The sequence below is a fragment of the Ruegeria sp. E8 genome (genome assembly GCF_056533985.1).
Map to the genome: position 1 here is coordinate 14,729 of NZ_JBQFOY010000025.1, position 25,655 is coordinate 40,383.

The 25,655-nt window shown below is 54.1% G+C and carries 22 protein-coding genes and 1 pseudogene; 14 read left to right on the forward strand and 9 right to left on the reverse strand.

What is annotated here, in order from left to right; genetic code table 11:
- The first annotated feature begins 70 nt into the window (after nucleotides 1-70).
- On the forward strand, nucleotides 71-4,348 hold the full coding sequence (locus ACR0LF_RS21405) for an NACHT domain-containing protein (RefSeq protein ID WP_480583402.1): 4,278 nt from the start codon (nucleotides 71-73) through the stop codon (nucleotides 4,346-4,348).
- A 219-nt stretch (nucleotides 4,349-4,567) separates the two neighbouring features.
- On the opposite strand, the gene ACR0LF_RS21410 is transcribed toward ACR0LF_RS21405, so the two are convergent.
- The 6 genes from ACR0LF_RS21410 to ACR0LF_RS21435 form a co-directional block, all read right to left on the reverse strand.
- Nucleotides 4,568-4,849, reverse strand: coding sequence for a type II toxin-antitoxin system RelE/ParE family toxin (locus ACR0LF_RS21410; RefSeq protein WP_142638738.1), 282 nt, complete (start codon nucleotides 4,847-4,849; stop codon nucleotides 4,568-4,570).
- Entirely contained in the window at nucleotides 4,846-5,130 is a 285-nt protein-coding gene (locus ACR0LF_RS21415) for a CopG family ribbon-helix-helix protein (protein ID WP_480583399.1), read from the reverse strand. The genes ACR0LF_RS21410 and ACR0LF_RS21415 overlap by 4 nt, the downstream gene beginning before the upstream one ends.
- 95 nt (nucleotides 5,131-5,225) lie before the next feature.
- Nucleotides 5,226-6,320, reverse strand: coding sequence for a helix-turn-helix domain-containing protein (locus ACR0LF_RS21420; protein WP_480583396.1), 1,095 nt, complete (start codon nucleotides 6,318-6,320; stop codon nucleotides 5,226-5,228).
- 177 nt (nucleotides 6,321-6,497) lie between these two features.
- A complete protein-coding gene (gene repB / locus ACR0LF_RS21425; RefSeq protein ID WP_480583393.1) occupies nucleotides 6,498-7,466 on the reverse strand; it encodes a plasmid partitioning protein RepB in 969 nt (322 codons plus the stop codon).
- Nucleotides 7,466-8,650 carry a plasmid partitioning protein RepA gene (gene repA, locus ACR0LF_RS21430; protein WP_142638730.1) on the reverse strand — a complete coding sequence of 395 codons (1,185 nt, stop codon included), beginning with the start codon at nucleotides 8,648-8,650 and terminating at the stop codon, nucleotides 7,466-7,468. The genes repB and repA overlap by 1 nt, the downstream gene beginning before the upstream one ends.
- Nucleotides 8,651-9,013: 363 nt before the next feature.
- Nucleotides 9,014-10,081, reverse strand: a complete 1,068-nt coding sequence (locus ACR0LF_RS21435; RefSeq protein WP_480583389.1) for a tyrosine-type recombinase/integrase — start codon at nucleotides 10,079-10,081, stop codon at nucleotides 9,014-9,016.
- Nucleotides 10,082-10,366: 285 nt separating this feature from the next.
- Between ACR0LF_RS21435 and ACR0LF_RS21440 the strand changes: the two genes are divergently transcribed.
- Together ACR0LF_RS21440 and ACR0LF_RS21445 are read left to right on the forward strand one after the other, a co-directional pair.
- Nucleotides 10,367-11,050: an IS6 family transposase gene (locus ACR0LF_RS21440; protein WP_480583387.1), complete on the forward strand. Its 684-nt coding sequence runs from the start codon at nucleotides 10,367-10,369 to the stop codon at nucleotides 11,048-11,050.
- Nucleotides 11,051-11,083: 33 nt separating this feature from the next.
- A pseudogene (locus tag ACR0LF_RS21445) lies at nucleotides 11,084-11,473 on the forward strand (DDE-type integrase/transposase/recombinase); the annotation flags it as partial.
- Here the strand turns inward: ACR0LF_RS21445 and ACR0LF_RS21450 are convergent.
- Nucleotides 11,424-12,149, reverse strand: a complete 726-nt coding sequence (locus ACR0LF_RS21450) for an IS6 family transposase (protein ID WP_480583362.1) — start codon at nucleotides 12,147-12,149, stop codon at nucleotides 11,424-11,426. The pseudogene ACR0LF_RS21445 and the gene ACR0LF_RS21450 overlap by 50 nt on opposite strands.
- Nucleotides 12,150-12,213: 64 nt before the next feature.
- Complete coding sequence (locus ACR0LF_RS21455) at nucleotides 12,214-12,447, reverse strand: hypothetical protein (RefSeq protein ID WP_480583359.1); 234 nt, start codon at nucleotides 12,445-12,447, stop codon at nucleotides 12,214-12,216.
- A gap of 462 nt (nucleotides 12,448-12,909) precedes the next feature.
- On the opposite strand from ACR0LF_RS21455, the gene ACR0LF_RS21460 reads away from it, so the two are divergent.
- The 8 genes from ACR0LF_RS21460 to ACR0LF_RS21495 all read left to right on the forward strand — a co-directional run bounded on the left by ACR0LF_RS21460 (nucleotide 12,910) and on the right by ACR0LF_RS21495 (nucleotide 21,093).
- Entirely contained in the window at nucleotides 12,910-14,259 is a 1,350-nt protein-coding gene (locus ACR0LF_RS21460; RefSeq protein WP_480583356.1) for a thymidine phosphorylase, read from the forward strand.
- Nucleotides 14,260-14,665: 406 nt separating this feature from the next.
- Nucleotides 14,666-15,799 carry a 7,8-didemethyl-8-hydroxy-5-deazariboflavin synthase CofG gene (gene cofG, locus ACR0LF_RS21465; RefSeq protein WP_480583354.1) on the forward strand — a complete coding sequence of 378 codons (1,134 nt, stop codon included), beginning with the start codon at nucleotides 14,666-14,668 and terminating at the stop codon, nucleotides 15,797-15,799.
- Nucleotides 15,793-17,043, forward strand: a complete 1,251-nt coding sequence (cofH, locus tag ACR0LF_RS21470; RefSeq protein ID WP_480583351.1) for a 5-amino-6-(D-ribitylamino)uracil--L-tyrosine 4-hydroxyphenyl transferase CofH — start codon at nucleotides 15,793-15,795, stop codon at nucleotides 17,041-17,043. Before cofG ends, cofH begins: the two co-directional genes overlap by 7 nt.
- Nucleotides 17,040-18,008, forward strand: coding sequence for a 2-phospho-L-lactate transferase (gene cofD, locus ACR0LF_RS21475; protein WP_480583348.1), 969 nt, complete (start codon nucleotides 17,040-17,042; stop codon nucleotides 18,006-18,008). Before cofH ends, cofD begins: the two co-directional genes overlap by 4 nt.
- Complete coding sequence (gene cofC / locus ACR0LF_RS21480; RefSeq protein WP_480583344.1) at nucleotides 18,005-18,631, forward strand: 2-phospho-L-lactate guanylyltransferase; 627 nt, start codon at nucleotides 18,005-18,007, stop codon at nucleotides 18,629-18,631. Before cofD ends, cofC begins: the two co-directional genes overlap by 4 nt.
- Nucleotides 18,628-19,401 (forward strand): coenzyme F420-0:L-glutamate ligase, encoded by a 774-nt coding sequence (gene cofE, locus ACR0LF_RS21485; protein WP_480583341.1) that lies wholly within the window; start codon nucleotides 18,628-18,630, stop codon nucleotides 19,399-19,401. The genes cofC and cofE overlap by 4 nt, the downstream gene beginning before the upstream one ends.
- Nucleotides 19,398-20,066 (forward strand): NADPH-dependent F420 reductase, encoded by a 669-nt coding sequence (npdG, locus tag ACR0LF_RS21490; RefSeq protein WP_480583338.1) that lies wholly within the window; start codon nucleotides 19,398-19,400, stop codon nucleotides 20,064-20,066. Before cofE ends, npdG begins: the two co-directional genes overlap by 4 nt.
- 25 nt (nucleotides 20,067-20,091) lie before the next feature.
- Complete coding sequence (locus tag ACR0LF_RS21495; RefSeq protein WP_480583334.1) at nucleotides 20,092-21,093, forward strand: TIGR03842 family LLM class F420-dependent oxidoreductase; 1,002 nt, start codon at nucleotides 20,092-20,094, stop codon at nucleotides 21,091-21,093.
- A gap of 50 nt (nucleotides 21,094-21,143) precedes the next feature.
- On the opposite strand, the gene ACR0LF_RS21500 is transcribed toward ACR0LF_RS21495, so the two are convergent.
- A complete protein-coding gene (locus ACR0LF_RS21500; protein ID WP_480856467.1) occupies nucleotides 21,144-21,773 on the reverse strand; it encodes a TetR family transcriptional regulator C-terminal domain-containing protein in 630 nt (209 codons plus the stop codon).
- Nucleotides 21,774-22,030: 257 nt separating this feature from the next.
- Between ACR0LF_RS21500 and ACR0LF_RS21505 the strand changes: the two genes are divergently transcribed.
- The 3 genes from ACR0LF_RS21505 to ACR0LF_RS21515 all read left to right on the forward strand — a co-directional run.
- Nucleotides 22,031-23,281, forward strand: coding sequence for a Zn-dependent hydrolase (locus tag ACR0LF_RS21505; protein ID WP_480583427.1), 1,251 nt, complete (start codon nucleotides 22,031-22,033; stop codon nucleotides 23,279-23,281).
- Between the two features lie 91 nt (nucleotides 23,282-23,372).
- Nucleotides 23,373-24,836, forward strand: coding sequence for a dihydropyrimidinase (gene hydA / locus ACR0LF_RS21510; RefSeq protein ID WP_480583329.1), 1,464 nt, complete (start codon nucleotides 23,373-23,375; stop codon nucleotides 24,834-24,836).
- 49 nt (nucleotides 24,837-24,885) lie between these two features.
- Nucleotides 24,886-25,655, forward strand: a 770-nt coding sequence (locus tag ACR0LF_RS21515; protein WP_480856468.1) for a Re/Si-specific NAD(P)(+) transhydrogenase subunit alpha, incomplete at its 3' end; no start/stop codon positions are given.

Sequence of the window (25,655 nt, forward strand, 5' to 3'; positions counted from 1 at the left end):
TTCGCCTGCGACAAAGCGGGTAATTGAGCGGCAAGCCCGAGGGCATTGCTCCAACCCAGCATGTCGTCGTTTGACCCACGCCTCCACATCCGACGGCAACGGTGAAATCAATATCGGCCAAGCCTCGCACATCTGCGCAGCTGCACCGGGTGGCCCTCGTTACGACCCGCAAATGACGTCCGACGAGCGTCGGGCCGCCGAAAACGGCATCTGGCTCTGCGATGTTCACGGGCGTGCCGTCGACGCCAAGGATTCGAAATTCACTGTCGAAGAATTGCACAGGTGGAAGAAGCAAACGAACGAAGATTCGTGGCGCAGCGTGATGCACAACGTGCCTTACGGGCCCGACATGCAAACGCCTACGTCGGATGAGTTGGGGTTACGTCTACGAACAGCGGCCTCAGCCGACCTAGCCGTATTCCGTCGAACGCCCAAATGGCCGGGAACAAACGTAGCGCTCACGCTGACGTTAAAGGTGAAGCACGTGGACGACGCGCTGAGCACGCGCGCTCTTGCCAACGTCGTGACCTCGTTGGATGATCTCATCCTTGTCGCAGCACCTGGAATGGGAAAAACGACAACCCTCTTTCAGATCGCCGATGGCGTGTTGGAGATCGGCAATGGAGCGCCGCTGATCGTACCGCTGGGAGATTGGGCCACTGAAGGTGACGCGCTGCTCGAATCCATCCTAAAACGCCCCGCGTTCAAGGGAATTTCAGAGCAGGATTTCCGCGCCGTCGCAACAAGGCCCGGCGTCGTGCTTCTTCTTGACGGCTGGAACGAACTGGACCCCGCCGCACGGGAACGCGCACGCGTGCAAATCACGGCCCTAAAGACTGAATTGCCGGAACTCGGCCTTGTCATATCCACGCGCAGGCAAGCCCTTGACATTCCTTTCGGCGGGACCCGCGTCGATTTATTACCGCTTGATGATAAGCAGCAAATGGAGATCGCGCGTACCATGCGCGGCGAGGCTGGCGCACAGCTCGTCGATCAGGCCTGGCGGACAGCGGGGGTCCGCGAACTCGTAAGTATCCCTCTCTATCTGACAGCACTGCTGTCGCTGCCAGAGGACGCGCCGTTTCCCTCCACAAAGGAAGAAGTTCTACGGCGCTTTGTTGCCGCGCACGAGCAGGAAGCACGCCGTGCGGCGGCGCTTCATGCCGTGGCTATCAGTTTTCAGCAGGACTATTTGGATAATTTGGCCGTCTTCGCCACGACAACAGCCAACACAGCGATCACGGACAGCAATGCGCGAAAATCGATAGCTCAGACCGCGCAGGCCCTGATGGCCGATGGGCAGATTACAATCGCCACACAACCCGACGCGCTTCTCGACACGCTTGTTAGCAATCACCTTCTGACTCGCTCCGCCGACATGCCGGGCTATTCGTTCCAGCACCAGCAATTTCAGGAATGGTACGCTTCGCATTACGTCGAACGACTGATGCTACAGGCCGCCAGCGATCCGGCAGCACGCGAGAAACTAAAGGCCGAGATCCTCGATCAACGCCCGTGGGAAGAAGCAGTCCTGTTTGCCGTCGAACGGAGCGCTCGCGGCGACGCCCCAAGTTTGGCCGCATGCAGCGCCGCCATCCGCGCAGCTTTCGAGGTCGATCCTGTCTTCGCGGGCGAGATGATCTTCCGCGCGACGGACAAAGTATGGGGCCCGATCGGAGCCGAAATGCGGAGCTTCGCCGAGCAGTGGCACTCGCCAGGTAAAGTAGATCGCGCGGTGCGTTTCATGATCGCGTCCGGCAGGCCGGAATTTGGTGATCTTCTTTGGCCTCTTATCTCTCACTCGAACACACAAGTACACTTGAACGCTCTCCGGGCAGCAAAGCAATTTCGACCATCTGTGCTTGGGAGAGACGCGTCGACGCGAATTGCAGCGCTACCACCGGAAACCCGCAAGAATGTCCTGCATGAAATCGCATCGAATAGCGGATTTGACGGCCTCGATCTTGCGACCGCAATCGCGAGGAGTGACAGCGATCCAGAGGTGAAGGCGATGGTTGTAGATGCGCTCTCATTTCGACGGGCGGACCGTCACGTCGCTGACTTACTAGGGGACGCAGGCGACGCGACCTACGACATCCTCGCCCAAAAGAGTCACCTTGACGACATTCCAGTTGACGCTGTCCAGCAGGAACTCCAGCGAGCGCGCGAACGGCGCACTGCTGCTGGAATATCTCACATTGAGCGCCTGCGTACGCTCGTCTACTCGCCAGGCGGAGATGAATGCGACGCCGACGTTGCTGAGATTGTCGCTGAAATTGAGATCGACCGTAAGCGCGATGGCGATAGGTATCTATTGTACGAAGTAAGAAATCGCTATCCGCAGGCTCTCGCTGACGGGTTGCTGCGCCGCGTGCGTGAACGCCGCGAGCTCTTCCACGGCGCGGATAATATTCTTGCCGCCGCCGGGTTTGTCCTTGAGGACGACGAACTGCTTGGAATTGCCCTCGAAGAAACAAATCGCCACGACGACCGCGCTGAAGCTGCCTCCTCAGTGCTTGGACCAATTGCAGTCGGTCGGCTGATCGACGCGTATCTTACTGCTAGGAAGGTCGTGCGCGACGCCGACGGAAAATACAATCAGGCTGCGGGTGATCGCTATCACGGTCTGCGCGCCCGTATCGGTCACACTCCGGGAGCAAGTTTGGTGGCCGCCGTTCAGGCGCGGGCGGTAAACGCCAATAATGAGGATATCGTCCAACTGGCCGAGCTGTTTTCCCGTGGGACCTATGGTGACGAAGACCGGGCGCGACCCTTCAATGAGGAAGGGTTGGCCGCAATCGGCGTGCTGGCGCGCGAATGGGCCGAGCGCATGCTTGCCGCTGGGGATGAGAAGCGTTTGCGAATAGCCACCATTGCAACGATGATGAGCCACGCGCCGTCCGTCGAACATCTTCCACTCTTGAAGAGAATGCTTGACGACAATTTACGTCGCTATCGAGCTTTCCGCGAAAAAGCTACCGCGAGCGGCTGGAGGGATCGCGACGCGGTGCACGAAGCGCAGCATCCACACTTGCATGAATACCAACGGGCGTTCTTGGCGATCAATGCACAAGAGACAGCTGTACTGATGCATGAGTACCTGACGGATGAGCATTTTGGTGAGTTGGCGGCACGTGTGCTGGCTGCCCAGTGGTTTGAGGCGAACGAACCCAAGGACGACAAAAAGTTCCGCGTCGGCGTAGATTTTTCGCGCGTGGAAGCGCGCCAGGAGGCCCTCGCCGCCGATCCCAATGCGACATCAGTCGAAGCGGAGGCGATCTTCGGCGCAATCGAGACCTTGATTGTCGATTGTTCGTCGGATGCGCATGCCAAGCTGGCAGTTGCGCTCGGCATTGTCGGAACACGCCTCCCCCATGGCCAGCGTGACGCGACGATCCAGAGGCTAATTTCTCTCGCGCCGAGGCAAGCGCGCGCAGCCTTGTTATTGTCGTTGGTCCTCTCTGGCGAGGGCATCAACATCAAGCTCGTAGCCGACGGCATAGCTGAGACCTTTGAGGCGGCCAAGACGGAGACCTGGATTCTGACTGATAGCGACGCGTATCAGCTTCGCGATTGGTTGCGCCTTTTGCCATTCGCCACACCTGTCACCGACTTGCCCGCCATCGTGCGCGGTATGCCGAATGCGCAGCGCCACCCACGAATGCTAGAAGAGATGATCCACGGACTTGGCAGTTCGTCTTCGGCCGATGCAGAGGACGTGACTTTCACCCTCGCCGAAGATGACCCGCGTCTCTACCAGAACCATAGGTGGCGAGCGACCGCGCTGAGCTTTTCCACCGTATCCTCCGCGCGCCGCCTTATTGACTTGACCGTCAGCGGCGCCCTCGACGGCAGGTCATACGACGGATGGCATTGGAAACGCGAATTGGGTGGCTTAATCTCAGAGTTCTACGAGGTCCGTGCGTATGTCCACGACCTATTGAAGGATGGGCCAACAACGAAGCAGCTTGCCTCGCTTGCTGGCGCAGTTGCCGAAAACCCTGGCACGGACGGTTTACTGATGCTGATCGGTTTCGAGACGGAAACCGGGCGTTCATACCTGGGTCGGCAAGCGATCGAAAGCGTTGTCTCTGAGCGCGTTCCCTCCGAAGATTGGCAAGATGCCTACAATATCGTTCCCGTGGTGGCGACCGAGCTGCGTCGAAAGCTCATGGCGATGACTGGGAGCGGCGGCCGGAATGACCCCGCTTCCCGCTGTCTCAACCTCATAGACAAGCTCCGAGACGAGTACGGTGCTCCAGAATCTGAGCCACGCCATCCAGATCTTGGGTCAGGGCGCCCTTGGCCGATCTTGACACCCGATCCCGATGCGGAAGACGGGAGCTGATTTTGCGCGAGTATTCATTTTCTGAGGCGCGATCCGGGGCAGCCTGGCTTTAGCCAAATTGGTTGCTCAAGGTCCGCTTTTTCCAACGGTTCGCGAGACTTTTGCGACCGCGGCGAACTTCCGGTTTCCGCCCTCTGTGCGGAAGCTAGAGGTCGAACAACAAAATAGGTTCGGTTGAGTGCCCTGCCCTCCTGATGCCACCAATTTAAACGCCTAGTTTCAGTAATCCGCGCCCTGCCGGGTATCCCAGAGACGCAGAATTTCTATCTGGGTGGGCATTACACGATAGATCAGTGTGAATGGGGTTCGCGGCACTGAAAGCTCCCGTATGTCTCGGCGTGTGTCACTCGGGTGACCTGCATAAGGGTTGGCTGCAAGAGTAAGCTGAATGGCTTTGAGCTGAGTTCGTGCCTTTTCGCTGCCTTCAGGAAAAACTGACGTGTAGTAGTAACGGAACCATTGAATGTCCCGGGCCGTATCTTCGAGAAATATAATCTTCATTGGCTATTGGATCGCCCGCTTGCTACCGGAGCCGAAAGTTCATTCTCGGTATCCCAGCTGTCTATCCAGGCATTCATTTCGTCTGCCGTTATGAACTTGCCTTGGTCTGCTTTTTCAACAGCCGCATCAATGGCTGCACGTTTAGCAGCCTTGGATTCTAACATCATTCTAATTGCCCGTACGGCGAGTTGTGCAGGCGGTCGATCTTCGATCGCAGCTTCCCGTTCCAGGGTCTTTCTCAGGTCTTCATCGAGACGGATTGAATATGGGCTGGTATTCATCGTAATCACCTGTTTCCGTATTGTAGTACAATGTAATACATTGGCATTCAATTCACAATAGACCGATGGCATGTACTGCACCTATTGTTCTGAACTCATGAGCGTGAGGAGATATCATGGGTATGGCCTGCACTTCCGCGGATTTTTGAACTATGCGTCAACAATGCGGTTGGTTGCATATCTCCCCGATCGATTTTCGAGATCAGTGAGATCAAATAGGCTTGGTGAGATTTTATGTTCTCAGCTCGTTGAAAGATATATCCGAGCACCATGAAACGGAGAGCTGGGTCATATGTAGATTTCATAGCATACCAGGTCTGACCAAATCGTAGGTACTCGGCGATATCGTCCATAAGCCGGTCACAATGTGACTGATCCCGGGCAAAGCGAAGTTCCGAACACAAACGTGGAAAGCTGCGCTCCATTTGATCTGGAGAAACTTGAATCTGAGAATATTTTTCTTTCTTAACTATCGGATTCAAAGAGTCCTCTTTGTGCCCCTCATTTTCATGGTCATTGGCCCTCAAATTTTCTGTGTCTGCCTGTTTTATCTGGGAGATTTCCACAGAGATCTCCGCCAGAAGTTCGCCTAGTACATTTGCTTCTGGTTTGCGACGCAGAGCATTGCGCACTGTGGCCATTAAATCTGAGATCGCGGTGTCGTCTGCCACGAGCTCTCTGAGGCGCGCCAGAGCGGCCGATACCTTGTCGCGGAGTACAGTGAACTCGAGAACTCGATCAGCGTGCCTCTGGGCTTCCTGGATGAACTCAGAGTGCCGTTCAGATAAAGGCATCAAGGACAGTCCAGTTGCAGTGACCACCCTGCCCTGTCGGTTCCGACGTGCCCAACGTTTACCGTTTGCGCTCATGACGCGACGGATAAGCCCAAGCTCAACCAGCGCCGAGATATGGCGTTCAACAGTCTGCACGCTGACATGAGTTCGTTTGGCGATCGCTACGTTGGAAGCGAAGCAGATATGATGATCATCCTGATCCGCAGAAATCTGATCCCCACTCATAAAGGAAATCATCGCTCTCAGGACATTGAGAGTTGTGGATTTTATCCCAAGAGGTTCTCTGGCCTCTTCAACGGCCCGAAGAAGCATCCATTTTTTTGGCGTACAAATCCCCTGCCCTGCCGTTTTCGACAAGGTTGCTCCATTTGGAGCCAATGTTTGTAGTGTTTTCATAATTATCTATCGGCAGACAAAAATTACCCGTTCGCTCAAGAGCGTTTTTTCTTGTATGGCGATTCGGGTGCTGCTAGATTCTAGGTGTCTAATCTAAGAATTGCGCTTTGCGCAGCAGCCCTCGAAGCTCCGGTTTCGGGGGTTTTGTTTGTTTGCCTTCCTCCTTTCTGCTCGTCCTCAGTTCTTTTTCTCGGCGTTTACAGCTGTAAACTCAGCGTGTGAGCGCTTGATGATTTCAGCCATGTTTTTGTCCAACCAGTTAGCGAAGCCAGCGTTAGCTCCGGTTCTTTTGACCGAAACTGTTAGTGATCCGTTTGTGGATTTGATTGTAACGCCTTCGATTGGGCTGACTTCGGCTGCACCTTCTTTTTGTCGCGCACCACGTTTGGCAGCTGCTTTTAGAAGCATTTCCAGCCGATCATCCGACGACATTGATGGCTCAATGGTTGCAAGTAGGTTTGCAGCTTCATCTTCTACCAGCTTGCCTGCAACGAATTGTTCTGCAAGCACGGTCCATTTTGGGCGGCCAGATTTTGGGGCTGCGCCGATCATGTCACCAATCTTTGCAGGAACATGTTGCGTAACTTTTGTCAGGTGAGACAGCCCTGATTTCGAAAGGTTCAATACTTGCCGCACTGTTGCAGTGTCATGCCCGGAAGTCAGGATCGCCTCGGCGAAACGTGCTTTCTCGTAGAAGGAAAGATTGCGCCTCGCAGCATTCTCAAGCCCCTTGGCGAGAAGCGCTGAAGCATCGTCGATATCCTGAACATTAGCACGGACTTTTATGTCGAGTTCACGACAGGCTTTGAGCCTCCTCCTCCCATAAATTGCCTCGTATCGGCCGTCGGACTTTGATTTTCTGACAAGAATGGGAACTTGTTGGCCACCGTCTTGGATACTTGACTTCAAGCTCTCAAAGCTGTCGTCATCTTCATCAGGGTTTACAGCTGTAAACTCACCAAGCCGATCAATCGGCCCCCAATCGTCTATAAGAGCCGGGTCAATTTCTCTGATGGCGGCAAGGGATCCTTGAAGCGCGCCGAGGGCAGGGGCGTTTGCCTTTACCGGCTTATCTGCAGTCTTAACTCCAGAACGCGCAATCGTGCTCGCTATACCCGACATTTCTTGAAGAGATTTTCTAGCCATTAGCTACGTCCCCATGCTTGGTGGATCATTTGCTCTACCTCAGAGCCGATCGCATCCATTGAGTTCTTTGCCCGGTCATAGGTTGCGCGTGTCATTTCCGAACGCACAACCTCGTAGATCGACTGCTTGAGCATTGTGGCGTCGCTGATTGCAGTGCTCTTCAGTGCCGTTGCTGACATAACGCGGTCCTGAAACAGTGCTCGCATGAACGAAGCTAGCTGTTGAGATGGAACGTCTGTTGGTTCGTCACGTGTTATCAGGAACTTGAAGCTGTCGTATTCAAGAGTGGCGCCGGCGTCTTCAATGACAGCCATATAAGCACCAGCAAGTTCGAGAAATTGAGCTGTCGAAGACACGTCCAACATGGAAGGTGTTAACGGCACGAGCAAAGAACTGGCGGCCGCCATCCCCGCGATGGTCAGGAATCCGAGTTGAGGTGGGCTATCAATAAGAACAAGGTCAAAATCGTCTTCCACTTGGGCCAGAGCATTCCGTATTCTCGTAAAAAACGGATGGTCAGGGTTGGAGTGGACGGCGGATTCCGTCTCAAATTCAGAAAGAACAAGCCGTGACGGTGCAACTGACAACCCGGGGAAATATGTCGGGAGCACGACATCTGCCATATTAACCGGATCTTCATAGCGAATGGCATCGTATATCGTTAGCCCATCGAACTCAATTTCAGGGCTGATGCCGCACATGGATGTAAGCGAGCCTTGGGGGTCTAGGTCAACGGCCAGCACACGGTATCCGCGAAGCGCGAAAAAATGAGCCAAGTGAATTGTTGTTGTGCTTTTGCTGCTGCCGCCCTTGAAGTTCATCAACTGCCAGACTTGAAGTTTTTCTCCTTCAGTCCGTCGAGGGATGTAGCGTCCTTGTTTGCGCGAGGTCTTCTCAAGCGTTTCGCGCGCCTCCCAAATCTCTTGGGCGGTATAATAACGTCGACCGCTTCGCACGTCTTTTGGTTCAGGAATTGTACCTTCTGAGTGGACTTTGCGCATGAATTGACCTGAGACGCCCAAAAGTTCGGCCGCTTCTGGTGCTGCGAACGTGCGCAGTGATTTTGTGTTGTCAGGTGCAAAGGCCGCAAGAAGATGCTCTCGGATAGCCGAGTTCAATCTCTCGGAAATTTCCGTGGCGAGTGCCGATGGTCGATCTGCCGTAAGTGGTGTCACGGGAATCATGTAGTTGCCTCAAATAAAAGAATGTGGTCATTTTCGCGCCACTTGAGACAAACAGCCGTGATTCACTGCCCTAAGTCAAGAATTTTCGCCTATATTGTGGGCTACGCCGACCGGTAGACTACATGCGCTTTGTATCAGAGCAGGGTGGTTTACAGTTGTAAACCCGGTAGATGAGAGTTCTGGGCTCTCAATTCAGAGGTATACTTTCCGCAAATCAAACAGGCATTCGCGTGAAACTTCTCTGTATGCTCCACTTTGAGTGGAGCCTGTCCTGCCGATAGCCGAGGTCATGAATGAGCGAGGTGCATGATAAAAAGGGTATCAGGAAAGGGTAGGGGGTAGTTGAGCTGATTGGGTGAATGCTCACCCCAACAGATCGGTCGCTGGGTTTTCGGCAATATCCACATCATCGTAGTATTTTTGCGCCTGAGCCATGGACCGGTGCAGGGATAGGCGCATGGCGGCCTGGATTGGGGCCCCGTCGAGTGCAGCCTGGGTCAGGAAGCCCGAGCGCAGTCCGTGCGGTGAGGCAAACCCCTCCGGTAGCCCAGCCATTTGCAACCGGTGTTTGACGATCTGATAGATCGCATCCGGCGATAGGCGGCGTTTCAGAACTCGGTCGGCCTTGGAGATCGGGCGGAACAAGGGGCCATCTTCGATTCCTCCAACCTCGATCCAATGCACCAGCGCCTGCGCCGCGCGGCCCTTCAACACCAGCCGGGGCGTCTCACCCTTTTGGGTGGTCTTGGTCTCCAACAGCGAGATCCAGACCCGACCTTTCTCCTCAAACTCCTTCAGCGCCACGTCCTCGCGCATCAGCCCGGTCAGTTCCGAGCGCCGACGTCCGCCCGAGGCCCAGCCCAGCATCAGGACCGCCCGATCTCGGCAATCGCGGCGGCTTCCCCGACAGGTAGCCAACAACTGCTCGAGAATGTCACGGGTGATCGGATGCTGCGATTTTGGGGCAGTGGGCCGGGCCGCGGCACGACGGGCCTTGGACCGGGCCTGTTTGACTTGCGGGGCGCCGAAGGGGCTGGCGAGGTTCTTCATCCGGTGGAAGGCCAGCCAGGAGGCGATGCGCCGGTCCAGCGTCGACGGGGCTGGACAGGCGAGACTTTTTCTCAGCCCCTGCACGATCAGTCTTTCTGCCGTCTGTCGCGCGATGTCTGTGTCCGGGGCATCGCTCAGGTCACGGGCGTGATCGAGGATGAAGGCCAGTGCTGTGGCCTCAGACTCGGGCCAGTCCAAAGCGGCGCTGAACCGGGTAGATTTCCACGCCGTGACATAAAGCAGATCGCGCTCATAAGCCCGCAGCGTATTGGCCGGCGTGCCGCGGATATAGAGATCGGTCAGCGCCTCCTGATCTGTGTCCGAGAGGGCAGGGGAGGTGGCCGGGAGATAGGGTGCGGGTGGCTTCGCGGGTGGTGTCATGCGCCGCATTCTGGCGGTATTTCGCGGCACAGGCAATCAAAAGTGATAAGCGATACTTATCGGGTGTAAAAATGATATAGTGGCGTAGCTAATGTAAAGAGCAAAATGTTTGAATATTGCGCACAAACGGGGAAGAGGCATTGTAAATGCGTGTGGTTCATAGGCGTTTTGTCGCTATGCAGTGGGATTTGTTTCCCGGATCGGCTTTGTCGCAAACTTTTAGACCCTCTGGTTGAGCTTGGGTCCTCATGATAATGGCGTCACGGATTTCGAAAGGGGCAAACCGTGACGATTTCGTTCAAGGGCGCGCATTTTCCAAAGGAAGTAATCTTACACGCTGTTTTCTTTTACCTGCGTTACTCGGTGTCGTACCGCGACCTGGAAGAAATCCTTGCCGAACGTGGTGTATCCGTCGATCACGCGACACTGAACCGTTGGGTCGTCAATTATTCGCCACTGGTCGCAGACAAGGCACGTCGTCAGAAACGTATCTGCGACCGTTCTTGGCGGATGGATGAAACTTATGTTCGTGTGAAGGGCAGCTGGGTGTATCTGTATCGAGCCATTGACAAACACGGCAAGACGCTTGATTTCATGTTGTCCAAGCGCCGAAACAAAGCCGCAGCAACCAAATTCTTCGCCCGCGCTCTCGAACTCAACGGTCTTCCCCGCAAGATCGTCATCGACAAGAGCGGCGCCAACACTGCTGGTATCAAAGCCGTCAACACCATGCTCAAGAGTTTTGGATGTCCAATTTCAATTGAGATGTTGCGTCGGAAGTACCTTAACAATCTCATTGAACAGGACCATCGTTTCATCAAACGCCGGATCCGTCCAATGCTGGGATTCAAGTCGTTCGCTTCCGCCTCCGCTACGCTGGATGGGATTGAAGTTGCGCACATGATCCGCAAAGGCCAGTTCGGAGTCGGAGTCTGCCCATTTAAGCAATTAGCGCTTCTAGCCGGCTAAACACAGCGACCTCCAGCTGGCGATCATACTTCAGAAAATTTTGCGACAAAGCCTTCACGGCGTCGCAACAAACCAGCTGCCACCAAGTTCTTCGCCAGGATGTTGGAGATCAATGGAATGCCGAGGAAGATTGTGATCGACAAAAGCGGGGCCAATACTGCTGGCATTAAGGCGATCAACAAGATGTTGAAAAGCTTTGGCTGCCCGATCCCAATTGAGATGGTAAGGCGGAAATACTTGAACAACATCGTGGAACAGGACCACCGTTTCATCAAGAGACGCACGCGGCCAATGCTGGGGTTCAAGGCCTTTGCTTCAGCGGCGGCAACGCTCGACGGAATAGAAGTGGCGCACATGATCCGCAAAGGTCAAATCACACCCGGACTCTGCCCATTTCAACAGTTCGCTGAGCTCGCCACCTGACGCACAAGCGGTTACTGAAACAACTCAACGGGCTCAAATCTTTGCAACAAAACCTCCGGATCATGTTGGCGACCTCGATGCCGTCCAAAGTGGCGGAAGCGGATTCGAACGACTTGAACCCGCACATGTGCCGCACGCGTCGTTTGATGAATCTGTGATCCTGCTCGATCATGTTGTTTAGGTATTTGGACCTAATCGTCTGTACTTTCGCAGAGCACCCGAACCGCTTCAGGATCCTGTTCACTTCTCGAATGCCAGCTGCATTTGCGCCACTCTTGTCTATGACGATTTTGTTTGGGATCCCGTTTGACGACAGTGCTTTGGCAAAGAACCTGGTGGCTGCTGGACGATTACGTCGCTCAGATAGCATGAAATCAAGGGTATTTCCCGCTTTGTCGACTGCTCGATAAAGATACATCCACTTCCCGCGCACACGAATGTAGGTTTCGTCCATGCGCCAGGAACTCAGCGTTGGTCGCTTCTTCGATTGCGCGCTCGCGGCGATCGTCGACGAATACTTAACAACCCACCTGTTGAGAGTAGCGTGGTCCACCTGCACGACGCGTTCGGCCGTGATCTCTTCCAAATCACGATACGACACTGTGTACCGCAAATAGAAATATACAGCGTAAAGAACTGCATCCTTGGGAAAGTGGCAGCCTTTCAGAGAGATCATACTTAAAACCTGTTCGAAATCTATTCGACGGGAACAGACTGCGAAAACTGAGTGCTCGTCAATCTCAGTTCAAAGTTTGCGACACAACCTCTTGTTCACGGAATTTCGGTGCGTATTGGCCAGCGAGAACCGAATTCTCGAACGGCGAACCGTCAGGTCTAGCGCGATTGATCAAGTCAACAGAGTTCACAGGAATCCAGTCAAACTCAGCGCCTGTTTCACGGGCAATTCTGTTAAGCTGCGTTGATGCCAGATAGGAATACCGGCTGCCTAAACCTAGGTAAGCTTTGATCTTCACCAAGTATCCTTCCGCGTCGAAGCATCAAACGGTGAAATAGATACGCAAAGGTCCGTTCGGTTGCGCGTCTTTTCAGCCCGAGCATTGCATGGCGAAGGGTCGGTATCCAACCATTCAGAAATTATTGAACGCCTTGTTCTGCACTCAGCCGCACTCGATCCCAAAAACGCCTAAAGGGCAATTTAGCACCCAACCGTAATCGACCCCCGAAAGCTTCCTCGGCTTTGTGGATATCACTTCGATCCGCCTTTGGATCCGCCATTTGTCAACATGACCTAGGGTACGGTTACACCAGCGGCAGGCAGTTCAAGTTTTCGTATCGCGATACGGACGAATGCAGGCCGCCAAATCATACTCAATAACAAGTCAATCCAGGATGCAGAACAAAAATTGACCAAATGGTAAAAAAATGCCAAGATTTAAAAACAGGAGCTGTCAGAACGAAAATAGCAGTTGAGGTTTTTGAAGGCTGGATTGAATGGGGAGGACGTAAAAATGGATATTCGTGCTTTTTTATCCAAGTCGCGCACTGGCAAGCACCCGGCGCCAGAAGATATCAATGAGTTTGTTCGGGGTATTGTTGAAGGCGAGATTAGCAGCGCTCAAATCGCGGCTTTCACTATGGCGACCTGTATCCATGGATTGGATCAACCGGGTCAATTGGCCCTTACCAGGGCTATGTGCGCCAGCGGTGCTCAACTAGCGTGGGACTTGGCGGGACCGGTGTTGGACAAGCACTCAACTGGCGGCGTGGGAGACTGTACAAGCATTGTGCTTGCTCCCGCTTTAGCTGCGTGTGGGGCATATGTTCCAATGGTCTCGGGTCGCAGCCTGGGCCACGCTGGGGGGACATTGGACAGCCTAAAATCTATTCCTGGCATTGATTACAATCTGAGCGTTGACCGGTTTCAGGAGGTTGTGCGCAAAACCAGATGTGCCATTGTCAGTGCGAGCGAAGAAATTGCACCTGCAGACCGCATCATGTTCGAAATTCGCGACGTCACGTCGACCGTGGAAAGCAAAGAGTTGATTACGGCGTCCATTCTGTCGAAGAAGCTCGCGGCTGGCGTCGATGGACTTGTTCTGGATGTCAAATACGGGTCTGGCGCTTTTATCAAATCGGCTGCAATCGCCGTTGATCTTGCTCGGCTGATGGTCACGACTGCAAATTCATTGGGTAGCCGGTGCAGCGCCGTTGTTACCGACTTGAACCAGCCGCTTGCAACTTCAATGGGCGGGGCGTTGGAGCTGGCGGAAGCCATGCTGGCCCTTGAAGGGCAGGTCGATCGCAGATTGGCGAGCCTGTCATCCACCCTTGGAGGCATTTTGCTTGCCGACAGCGGTTTAGCAACGGATGCAGAAGACGGAGCGGCAAAGATCCGCAACGCGCTGTCTTCCGGTCACGCCGCCGAAGTGTTCGGGGCGATGGTGGCCGAACTGGACGGCCCATCTGACTTTGTTGAGAACTGGCGAAGCTTACTTCCCAAAGCGCCAGTAGTCAGAGACGTACTGTCACCAGAGGCCGGTTTTATCAACACAATAGACGGTGAAAGACTTGGGTTGGCGGTCGCAAATCTGGGCGCTGGTCGAAGGGTAGAACAAGACACGATCGACCCCTCCGTCGGACTGGAGAACATCGTCAAATTGTCCAGTCCTGTTGAGCCGGGTTCGTTGCTGGTTCGAGTTCACGCAGCTGATGAGGCCTCGGCCGATGCAGCGCGACAAGCTGTTCTGGAGGCGATTGGAATTGGCCCGACGATCTCTCCGCAAACTCCGCTTATCTTCAAAACCATCCGCACTTCGGAAGTTTGAAGTCATACGCTGAGTCTATTAACTGCGAAGGGGATTCTCTGGACGGTACCTGCTGGACAGCTGGGCTTGCATAGGTTTGCCGTAAATTTCGCTGTTGTTCTTGGCCGAATTTGCGGCGACGTCCCAATCTTGGAAACAGGCTTGAAGCGAAGGTTGTGTATTCGTCCAACATGGTGCCTCTCCACCTGGATTAGGCTGCAAGATCACAAACAAGGTCCTGAATCGGCTTGGGTTTTCCGCAACGGTTAGCGGCGTGAGCAACCTTGATTGATCCGACAGTGGAGTCGTGGCGATCCCTCTATTTTATTGGCAGTGAAAGCAGGTATTGCGCAAAAATTGACCAAATGGTAAAAAAATATTGAAAAAAAATTGACCAAAAGGTAAAAGTTTTCTCGGAGGAGATTTTATGTCTGATCAAGAATCCCGAGAAAGTCTGTCCTTACTGCAGGCGGAAACCAGTCAACTTCTGGATCGCGCGTCGCGAATCCGAAAAAGTCACTGGGGCGATGTTGTCACCTATTCTCGGAAAGTATTTGTGCCCTTGACGAATATGTGCCGAGACACTTGCGGCTATTGCACTTTCGTAAAACACCCTGACGATCCTGCAGCGCAGCTGATGTCGCCCGAACAAGTGCTGGCATCTGCAAAATCTGGTGAGGCCAAGGGATGCAAAGAACTTTTGTTCAGCCTCGGCGAGAAGCCGGAACTTCGATATGAAAAGGCCAAAGCGGCCCTTCAGGCCTACGGGTACGAAACGCTTGTCGATTACCTGGCCGATATGTGTCGGCTGGTTCTGGATGAGACAGAATTGCTCCCCCATGTGAACGCTGGGTCATTGACCGAGGACGAGTTGACCAAACTCCGGCCCGTCAGCGCTTCGATGGGCATGATGCTTGAAACCGTCAGCCGTCGACTGACCCGCAAGGGGATGCCTCACTACGCTTGCCCTGACAAAACCCCGATCCAACGTCTGCGGACATTGGATCGCGCCGGAAAACTGAAAGTTCCTTTTACAACCGGCTTGTTGATCGGGATTGGTGAGACTTGGGAAGAGCGTTTGGAGAGCTTGTATGCGATCCGCGATTCCCATCTGGAACATGGCCACATTCAGGAGGTCATCGTTCAAAACTTCCAGCGCAAGCCCGGAATTGCGATGGAAGATCATCCAGAGCCCAGCTTGGACGGTATGCTGCGCACACTGGCCGCAGCGCGGATTGTCTTGCCGCCGGATGTCAGTGTTCAGGCTCCACCGAACCTGAGCAATCGGCACATCGAATATCTATCGGCAGGGATTAATGACTGGGGCGGTATTTCACCGGTCACGATCGACTTCATCAACCCTCAGCATGAATGGCCCGAAATACGCCAATTGGCAAAGAACTCCGAGCGCGCGGGCTATCGGTTGCAAGAGAGGCTCACGGTTTATCCAAGCTATCTGCAGCGGGCGTCCGAATTTTTGGCTCCGGAAATTGCCGAACGTGCGCTGGCGCAGTCACGGGCAGATGGGTTGGCCACAAATCAGGAGATAGAACTATGCTAGACAAAGCGGTTTTTAATCTCGATCTACTCCTCGAAGACGCTTCGGGTCTGAGCAGTGAGGTGCGCTGGATCCTTGAACGTGCATTAAACGGTGAAGAGATTTCGGAAACTGAAGGTACTAGCCTTTTCTCGGCTGAAGGGGCGGATATTCCAGCAATCTCCAAAGTCGCTGATGAGCTGCGGACGAGGAAGAATGGCAACAAGGTTTCCTTCGTCGTCAATAGAAACATCAACTTCACCAATATCTGCTACATGGGCTGCAAGTTCTGCGGCTTTGCCAAGCGTAAAGAAGACGAACGCGCGGAATGGCTGAACGTTGATCAGGTCGTTGCGCGTGCAAGAGAGGCCTGGAACCGAGGTGCGACCGAGGTTTGCATTCAGGGTGGCCTGCACCCAAAAATGCAGGGCGATGAATATCGGAACCTCGTTCTGGGCATTAAGGCTGAATTGCCAGACATGCATATTCATGCGTTTTCCCCATTCGAGATTTGGTACGGCGCATCGAAAACCAAGATGTCGTATGTGGACTTCATTTCCGATTTGAAAGAGTGCGGATTGGGGTCCATGCCCGGTACAGCGGCTGAGATTTTGGATACCGAAATCCGGATGCAGCTGACGAAAAACAAGCTGAGCACAGAGCGCTGGATTGAGATCATTCGCGCGGCGCATTCGGTCGGAATGCAGACAACGGCCACAATCATGTATGGTCATATCGACGGGCCCAAGGATTGGGCCAATCACATCTGCACATTGCGTAACATCCAGAAAGAAACTGAAGGCTTCACAGAGCTGGTGCCGCTGAGTTTTGTGCATTCGGAATCGCCGCTTTACACCGCGAACCCAGAACTAGTGCGCCCAGGTCCGACCGACGCTGAGACCGAAAAGATGCACGCCGTGTCACGCATTCTGCTGAACGGCTGGATCGACAATATTCAAGTGTCTTGGACAAAGCTTGGCCCAGCCCGGGCGCATTTCATGCTGGATCGAGGAGTGAATGATCTGGGCGGAACGCTCATGAATGAAAGCATTTCGCGCTCGGCGGGAGCTGCCAATGGGCAAGAAATTACCGCCGTCGAAATGGTTCAGATCATTCGCGATGCGGGCCGCGTTCCAGTGCAGCGGAATACTGTCTATGACGTGCTCGATGTTTTTGATGACCATGATCCCAAGCCCTTCGCGCCACTGGTAGAGCGTTCTGGAGCGGATCCTTTGACTTTCCTCAAAGACAAGGCCCAAGCCCAATGAGTGAGCACCAAAAAATAGCGGTGACGCTTTTGGCGGGCGGCGTTGGCGGTGCGAAAATGGCTGAAGGTCTAGCGCACCTGCCCAATGTTGATCTGACGGTTATCTGCAACGTGGCCGACGACGAGGAATTCCATGGCCTTTGGGTGTCGCCAGATGTCGATACGATGATCTACACGCTCAGCGATAGGATCGACCGTGTTCAAGGCTGGGGTGTGGCTGATGAAGGCCATCGTGCGCTGTCGATCCTAAACGAGTTGGGTCAAGACACTTGGATGACCCTCGGCGACAAGGATTTGGGTCTTCATATCTTCAGAACCATGCGTCTGCGTCAGGGAGCTTCACGTCAGTGTATCACCGATGAGATATGTCGTGCGTTTGACGTGCCTGCAAAACTACTGTTGGCGTCTGAAAACGTGATCCAGACACGGGTACGCACACCTGCGGGTTGGCAGAGTTTTCAAGAATATTTTGTCCGAGATCGTTGCGAACCAGATGTTTTGGAGTTGCGCTACCAAGGGCAGAGCGAAGCAGCTCCAAGCCTGAAACCCGTAGAAGCCATTCGGAAGGCGGATGTTGTTGTTATTGCTCCCAGCAACCCACTGATGTCGGTACAGCCGATTTTGGGCATATTTGGCATTGAGGATGCTTTGCGATCGACTCGCGCTCCAAGAATCGCAGTTAGCCCGCTGGTCGGTGGAAAAGCGATAAAGGGCCCAGCGGACAAAATGCTCAAATCACTTGGGTTTGAGCCGTCTACCGCCAGTATTGCGAATTACTACGCTGGATTAATCGACACCTTGGTTATCGACAGCGTTGATACAGCCGATCTGTCAAGCACTTATCCAGATGAGTTGAGGGTCATAGCCGAGCAAACGGTTATGAAATCCCGCGAAGATAAGGTCAACCTTGCGCGCCAACTGCTCCAGCTTGCTATGGCTGATCGGGTTGCGGAGGCGTCGGTATGACGGCGAACTCCAATTTGTTGATCGCGATCCCCATGAAGGATCCCACAGCCTCGAAAACCCGCTTGGCCCGTTGTCTTAGCGATCAAGAACGTCAGGATCTGGCGCTGGGGCTGTTCAAGCGCACACTTGAAGTTATCGAACGAGCTGACTGTGGTGTGGATGTTTTGGTCGTGACCGAAAGTGCGCGGATCGAAAGCCTGTGCAGAGGTCGCGCAACCGGTGTATTGCTTGAAGCTCGGTCTTCCGGACTGAATGCAGCATGTGATCGCGCTGCGCAATGGGCCGTGAAGCACAGCTATGCCGAGATGGCAATCTTGCCTGCTGATCTGGCGTTGTTGTCCGAAAACGATCTTTCCAAATTGGTGCGGCTGAACTTGCAACGAGGTCAAATTGCGCTTTGCGAAGCGACAGACGGGGGCACCAATTGTCTGCTTGCTTCTCCACCGGATGCAATTCCCTTCCGATATGGTCCAGGCTCGTTCCGGGTGCATCGGCGAGAAGCAATGAAATTAGGCCTGGGCTGCTTCATCTTGCGCGATAGTGACATGCGTTTTGACATCGATACGTCTCAGGATTTGCAGCACTTGCGTGCGTTGCGTCAGAACGATGGATCGAGTGCATGACAGCCATTTCAGTAACAGCTGTACCGGGGATGCCTGAGGTAACCCCCGATAGCGATCTGCCACAAATCATCGGCGACGCTCTGGTTGCTGCAAATACAACGCTGCAGGACTTTGATGTGTTGGTGGTAGCACAGAAGGTCGTGTCCAAAGCCGAAGGGCTGTTGGTTGACTTGAACAGTGTCGAACCGTCTGATGAAGCACAAAATCTGGCCAGGGAACTAAGCAAAGACGCCCGTAAAATTGAGGTCGTCCTTCGTGAAAGTAACCGCGTCGTCAGAACCTTCAAACATCCACATTCTAATGAAGGCACAATGATCTGCGAACACGTTAGCGGTCATATCTCGGCCAATGCCGGCGTGGATCAGTCGAATATTGGTGGTGAGGATGTAGCACTTTTGCTGCCCCGAGAACCAGATTCCTCGGCCCGAACTCTCCACATGGCGCTGACTGCGCGGTTTGGTTGCAAGCTTGGACTGGTCATCTCGGATACGTTTGGGCGCCCCTGGCGCATGGGTCAGGTCAACGTTGCTATCGGAGCTGCTGGTCTGCCTGCTCTCAAGAACGAAATCGGATCGTTGGATGCCCACGGACGCGAGATGGCGGTGACCTTACCTGCATTTGGGGACGAAATTGCCGCTGCGTCCGGCCTGGTGGTCAACAAGTCTTCTCAGACCCCACTTGTTTTGATCAGGGGACTGAACTGGAAAGTCCAAGAAGAAGGCCAGGCATCTGACCTGGTGCGCACCAAATCGGAGGATATGTTCAGATGACTATTGCAATCATTGGCGGCACTGGCCCACAGGGACAGGGCCTTGCGCTACGTTTTGCACGGGCAGGCGTTCCCGTGGCACTTGGGTCACGCGACGGTGAGCGCGGCGCAGAAATCGCCGAAGAAATCAGCACCCGACTGCCGAAAGGGTCAGCCACGATTACCGGTATGGACAATGTCACCGCAGTCGCAATGGCGGATGAAATGGTCGTCCTAGCAGTGCCGTTCTCAGCCCATAACGTGACGCTGGACGGGATCAAAGCCAAACTAGCCGGCAAGATTCTGGTCGACATCGTGGTGCCGCTGAAAGACGGTGACCCCAAGCTTGTCGATATGCCACCAGAAGGGTCGGCCACGGAGGCCGCGCAAGCGCTGCTGGGACCGGATATCCCGGTCGTCGGTGCGTTGCACAACGTATCGGCAACCACACTCAACACTCTAGAATGGGACATCAACTGTGACATTCTGGTCTGCGGTGACCAATTGGCCGCCCGCAAGAAGGTTATGGAGCTTTGCGAAAAGCTTGGCGTGACCTGCTACAACGCCGGCCCCGCGCAAAGCGCGCGCTGCGTTGAGGCAATCACCGCAATTCTCATTCGAACCAACATCTCGAAGGCCGTGCCGTTTTCGCACGCCGGTGTCAAGATTTGGGCCCCGGATCACTAATCCCCAGCCGAAACAGGAGGAAAACATGGATTTTGGCATTTGTTTTAAAGGCTTTGTTGAACCAGACCGTGCACGCGCACTGGTTCGTCAGGCGGAAAACGCAGGCTTTTCATATTGTTGGTTCTACGACAGTCACATCCTTTGGCGCGAGTGTTACCCAGCCATCGCAATGTGCATGGAGCACACTAAGAACATGCGCTTTGGCCCCTGTGTGACCAACCCCAACGCTCGTGACTGGTCGCTGGCCGCGTCGCTGTTTGGTTCATTGGCCAAGCAGTCGAATGGCCGTATGGATATCGGCTTGGGTCGCGGTGACAGCTCGGTTCGTGTAATGGGCAAAAAACCGGCTACACTGGCGCGTCTGGAAGAGTTCACGCTGAAAGTCAAAGCGATGATCCGCGGCGAAGAAGTCGAGTATGGCGAGTGTCCTGCGCCCGTCAAACTGCCTTGGTCGACCGGATATGAATTGCCGGTCTGGGTTGGCGCTTATGGCCCGAAAGCACTGGCATCTGCTGGTAAAGTTGGTGATGGTCTGATCCTTCAGATTGCTGAACCTGCCATCTGTAAATGGCTGGGTGATCAGGCCAAGGCTGCGGGTGAAGCCGCTGGTCGTGACATGTCAAATTTTGGCATTATGGCCGCTGCTCCGGCCTATACCGGTGACCGCGCTGCCGGACGTGAAGCAACCAAATGGTTCCCGGCCATGGTTGGCAACCACGTCGCGGATATTGTCGAGAAATACGGCAATGAACGCGAAGACATCCCAAAAGCGCTGACCGAGTATATCAAAGACCGCAAGGGCTATGACTACTCCAAGCACGGTGAGAGCACGAACCCGTTCCTGGATTTCATCACCGAAGACATCATCGATGGCTTTTGTGTGTTGGGTGAAGTTGACGAGCACATCGCGAAGCTTAACGAATTGAAGACCGCTGGCGTTACGCAGTTCAATATCTATCTGGACAACGGCGACGAAGAAAAAATCATCGCCGATTACGGTGAGCATATCATTCCAAAGTTCAACTGAGCCGTAGGTTTAGCGTGAGTAGGCGCACATTGGGGCCTGACCAGTTAAGGTCAGGCCTTATTTATGAGCGCGGACGTGTAAAGTGTGATGAGAAATTCTTCAGCTTTCTCGAACTGCTCTTTTTGGTCACGTTGGCGGATTAGAGATATCTGTGTACTGAAGTCTGCATAATGTTGTGTCGTCGCCCAAATGGAAAACAAAAGCTCGTAAGGATCAACGGCAGAAATTTTCCCTTCGTTTGACCAAGTTTCAATGACCTTAACTTTCTCTTCGACCAACGTCTTAAGCTGCCCTGTGATCAGGTGTTCGATGTTAGGGACGCCTTGAAGAACTTCATTGGCAAAGAGCCGACTTTCTCGAGGATAGTTCATTGAGACACTTAATTTTCGCCTGACGTAATTTAGGATTTCTTCCACGGGCTCGCCATTGGAGTCGATACGCGCAAGTGGTTCAAGCCAAAGGTCCATGAGTTGCTGAATCAACTCAACAAAAATCGCCTGCTTGTTGTCGAAATAGTATAGAATATTTTGCTTGGACAAATTTGCCTGTATTGCCACCTGTTCAAGTGACGATCCCCGATAGCCGTACTTTGAGAAAACCTCCAGCGCTGCAGAAAAAATCTCGGCTCGTTTGCGTGACTGTATGCGCGTAAATCCGCGGGCCATTGATTCGTTGGGCAAATTCTCATCTCACTTTACATTGTTGGGATCCAAAATAGCTCAAAATAGCTCCATCGCAACTTATCACAAGTGTTTGAATAATGGATGTAACATTCCAAAGCGCACAAAATTTTACCATCTGTAAAAATTATATTTTGACCAAATGGTAAAAATATGATTTCAAGAAGAAAGCGTAGTTTGCAACATTGTTGCTGGCACTTGAGATGGAAAATCCCTGTGCCAGTTCACAATTTTGCGGGTCAAAAAAGGGAGTTAACATGTCGTCAGCTGGTCAGAATCTCAAGGTCGATGCAGACCGTCTGTGGGACACCCTCGAGGAGATGGCAAAAATTGGACCCGGAGTTGCTGGCGGGTGCAATCGACAAACCCTGACGCGCGCGGACGGCCAGGGCCGCGATGTATTCAGCCAATGGTGTAAGGGCGCCGGGTGTACGATGGGTGTCGACCAGATGGGGAATATGTTTGCCGAACGTCCTGGCACGGACTCTGACGCGTTACCAATTTACGTGGGTTCTCATCTCGACACTCAACCAACGGGCGGAAAATACGACGGCGTGCTCGGTGTTTTGGGTGGACTCGAGATCATTCGGACGATGAATGATCTTGGAATTAAGACGAAACACCCGGTTATCGCAACAAACTGGACCAATGAAGAGGGCACGCGCTTCCCTCCGGCCATGGTATCTTCTGGTGTTTTTGCTGGAATACACACCCAGGATTGGGCGTATGCCATTGAAGATGCAGACGGCAAGAAATTCGGAGACGAATTGGCGCGCATCGGTTGGAAAGGTGAAGAGGTCACCGGCGCGCGCAAGATGCACGCGTATTTCGAACTTCACATCGAACAAGGACCCATCCTGGAAGCCGAGGGTAAAGACATCGGCGTCGTCACCCATGGTCAGGGGTTAAGTTGGACGCAGGTCACGATAACCGGAAGGGAAAGCCATACTGGGTCGACGCCTATGCCGATGCGCCGCAACGCCGCTCTTGGAATGGCCCGCATTTTGGACAAAGTGAACGAGATCGCGTGGAGCCATGCGCCGCACGCAGTTGGCGCCGCCGGCCACTACGAGATTTATCCCAACTCTCGCAACGTAATTCCGGGTAAAGCGGTCTTTACGGTCGATTTCCGTTCTCCTGATCTCGCGGTCATTAAGGATATGGAGCGTCGATTGCAGATCGAAGCGCACAAAATCTGTGAAGAGCTTGAATTGGATGTGGAATTCGAAAAAACCGGTGGATTTGACCCGGTCGAATTTGACAAAACCTGTGTCGCTGCAGTTCGAAATGCCGCAGCAAACCTGGGCTATTCCCACCGTGAGATTATTTCCGGTGCGGGACACGATGCCTGCTGGATCAGCCACGTCGCGCCTACAGCGATGATTATGTGTCCCTGTGTCGACGGGCTTTCTCATAACGAAGCAGAAGCAATCTCCAAAGAATGGGCCGCTGCAGGAGCGGATGTTCTGCTGCACGCCGTGCTGGAAACCGCCGTGGTGGTCGAGTGACGCGTAAACCGGGACCCGTGCGGCCCGGCTGATGAATACCGAAGGAAGATCGCCCAGTTCAACAATCGTGATGCGGGTAAGGAGGAGCTAGATGGCAACGAAGGTGATCAAGGGTGGTACGGTCTGTACTGCGGACAGAACCTGGAAAGCGGATGTTCTCATCGATGGTGAGAAGATCAAGCAAATCGGTGAGAACCTGGCCGGCGACGAATACATCGACGCCGAAGGAGCGTACGTCATTCCAGGCGGCATCGACCCTCACACCCATCTGGAAATGCCCTTTATGGGCACGACCGCGGCCGAGACGTTTGAGACCGGTACCTGGGCTGCGGCGGTTGGGGGTACCACGATGGTTGTGGATTTCTGCCTGCCCGGCGATGATGGTTCGATCAAGAACGCGATCAACGAATGGCACCGCAAGTCGACGCCTCAGATTTGCTCGGATATCGGCTATCACATGGCCATCACCGGCTGGAACGAAAACATCTTTGACGAAATGAAAGACGCCGTCCACATGGGCGTGAACTCTTTCAAGCACTTTATGGCCTACAAAGGCGCGCTGATGATCGAGGACGACGAAATGTACGCCTCGTTCAAGCGCTGCAGGGAACTGGGTGCGCTTCCGATGGTGCACGCCGAAAATGGCGACCTGGTTGCGGACATGCAGCAGGAAATGCTGGCCAAAGGCATAACTGGTCCCGAAGGCCATCCCTATTCGCGTCCGGCGGAATTCGAAGGTGAGGCGGCCAACCGGGCCATCACGATCGCGGACGCTGCGGGAGTACCGCTGTACATCGTTCACGTCAGCTGCGAACAGGCGCACGAGGCCATCCGTCGTGCCCGCCAGAAAGGTATGCGCGTGTATGGCGAGCCGCTGATCCAGTTCCTGACACTAGACGAAAGCGAGTACTTCAAAGACGACTGGATGCATTCTGCCCGTCGCGTCATGTCACCGCCCTTCCGCAACAAAGACCATCAGGACAGCTTGTGGGCCGGACTGCAGGCGGGCTCTCTCCAGGTGGTGGCCACTGACCACGCCGCGTTCTCAAGCGAGCAGAAGCTGATGGGCAAGGACAACTTCTGTTTGATCCCGAACGGCTCAAACGGTCTTGAGGAACGGATGCCGGTCTTGTGGACCGAGGGTGTTGAAACGGGTCGTTTGACGCCCAGCGAGTTTGTTGCGGCGACCAGTACGAACGTAGCCAAAATTCTGAACATCTACCCCAAGAAAGGGGCGATTGTGGAAGGCGCGGATGCTGACATTGTTGTTTGGGACCCCAAGATCACCAAAACGATTTCAGTTTCGAACCACCACTCGATCCTTGACTACAACGTGTTCGAAGGGTGGGAAACCAATGCCAACGCTCGCTATACGCTCAGCCGCGGTGAGGTGATCTGGGCTTGGGGTCAGAACTCGCAACCTCAGCCTGGCAGGGGCCGCTTCGTTCCGCGCCCAGCATTCCCGTCGGCACATGTAGCGCTGAGTAAGTGGAAAGCGCTGACTGCGCCGAAAATGATCGAGCGTGACCCGCTCAACATTCCGGCCGGAATCTAATTTTCAACCATGGTCGACAGGGCTTCGATTCAGGTGGGGGTATAGAAGTATGAAGATAGGCACACCAAAGGAAGTATTTGACGGTGAGAACCGGGTCGCGATGACTCCGGACTCGGCGGCTCAGTTGCAGAAACTGGGCTATGAGTGTCTGATCGAGAAGGGCGCGGGCGCTGCTGCGGGCTTTTCAGATGCTACGTATGAAGAAGCTGGGGTCGAGGTTGTAAAGACTGCCGCATCTTTGTGGAAGGACGCCGACATCGTTGCAAAAGTGCGCCAACCCAACGAGACCGAACTGAAGCGGCTGACCAAGGATAAGACCCTGATTTCCTTCTTCAATCCCGCCGGAAACGAAGAGGGGATGGAGCTGGCCAAGTCCAAGGGCGCAAATGTGATCGCCATGGAAATGGTGCCGCGTATTTCGCGTGCGCAGAAAATGGATGCGCTGTCGTCGATGGCCAATATCGCCGGCTACCGCGCTGTGATCGAAGCGGGTAACAACTTTGGTCGCTTCTTCACCGGTCAGGTGACGGCTGCCGGTAAAGTGCCGCCTGCAAAGGTACTTATCGTCGGCGCAGGCGTGGCTGGTCTGGCCGCCATCGGGACCTCGACCTCGCTGGGTGCAATCACCTATGCGTTCGACGTGCGCCCCGAAGTGGCCGAGCAGGTCGAATCGATGGGGGCCGAGTTCGTCTATCTGGATTTTGAGGAAGAACAGCAGGATGGCGCGGCCACCGGCGGTTACGCCTCGGTTCAGTCCGAGGAATTCCGCAACGCGCAGCTGGCCAAGTTCTGTGAGCTTGCCCCAGAGATGGATATCGT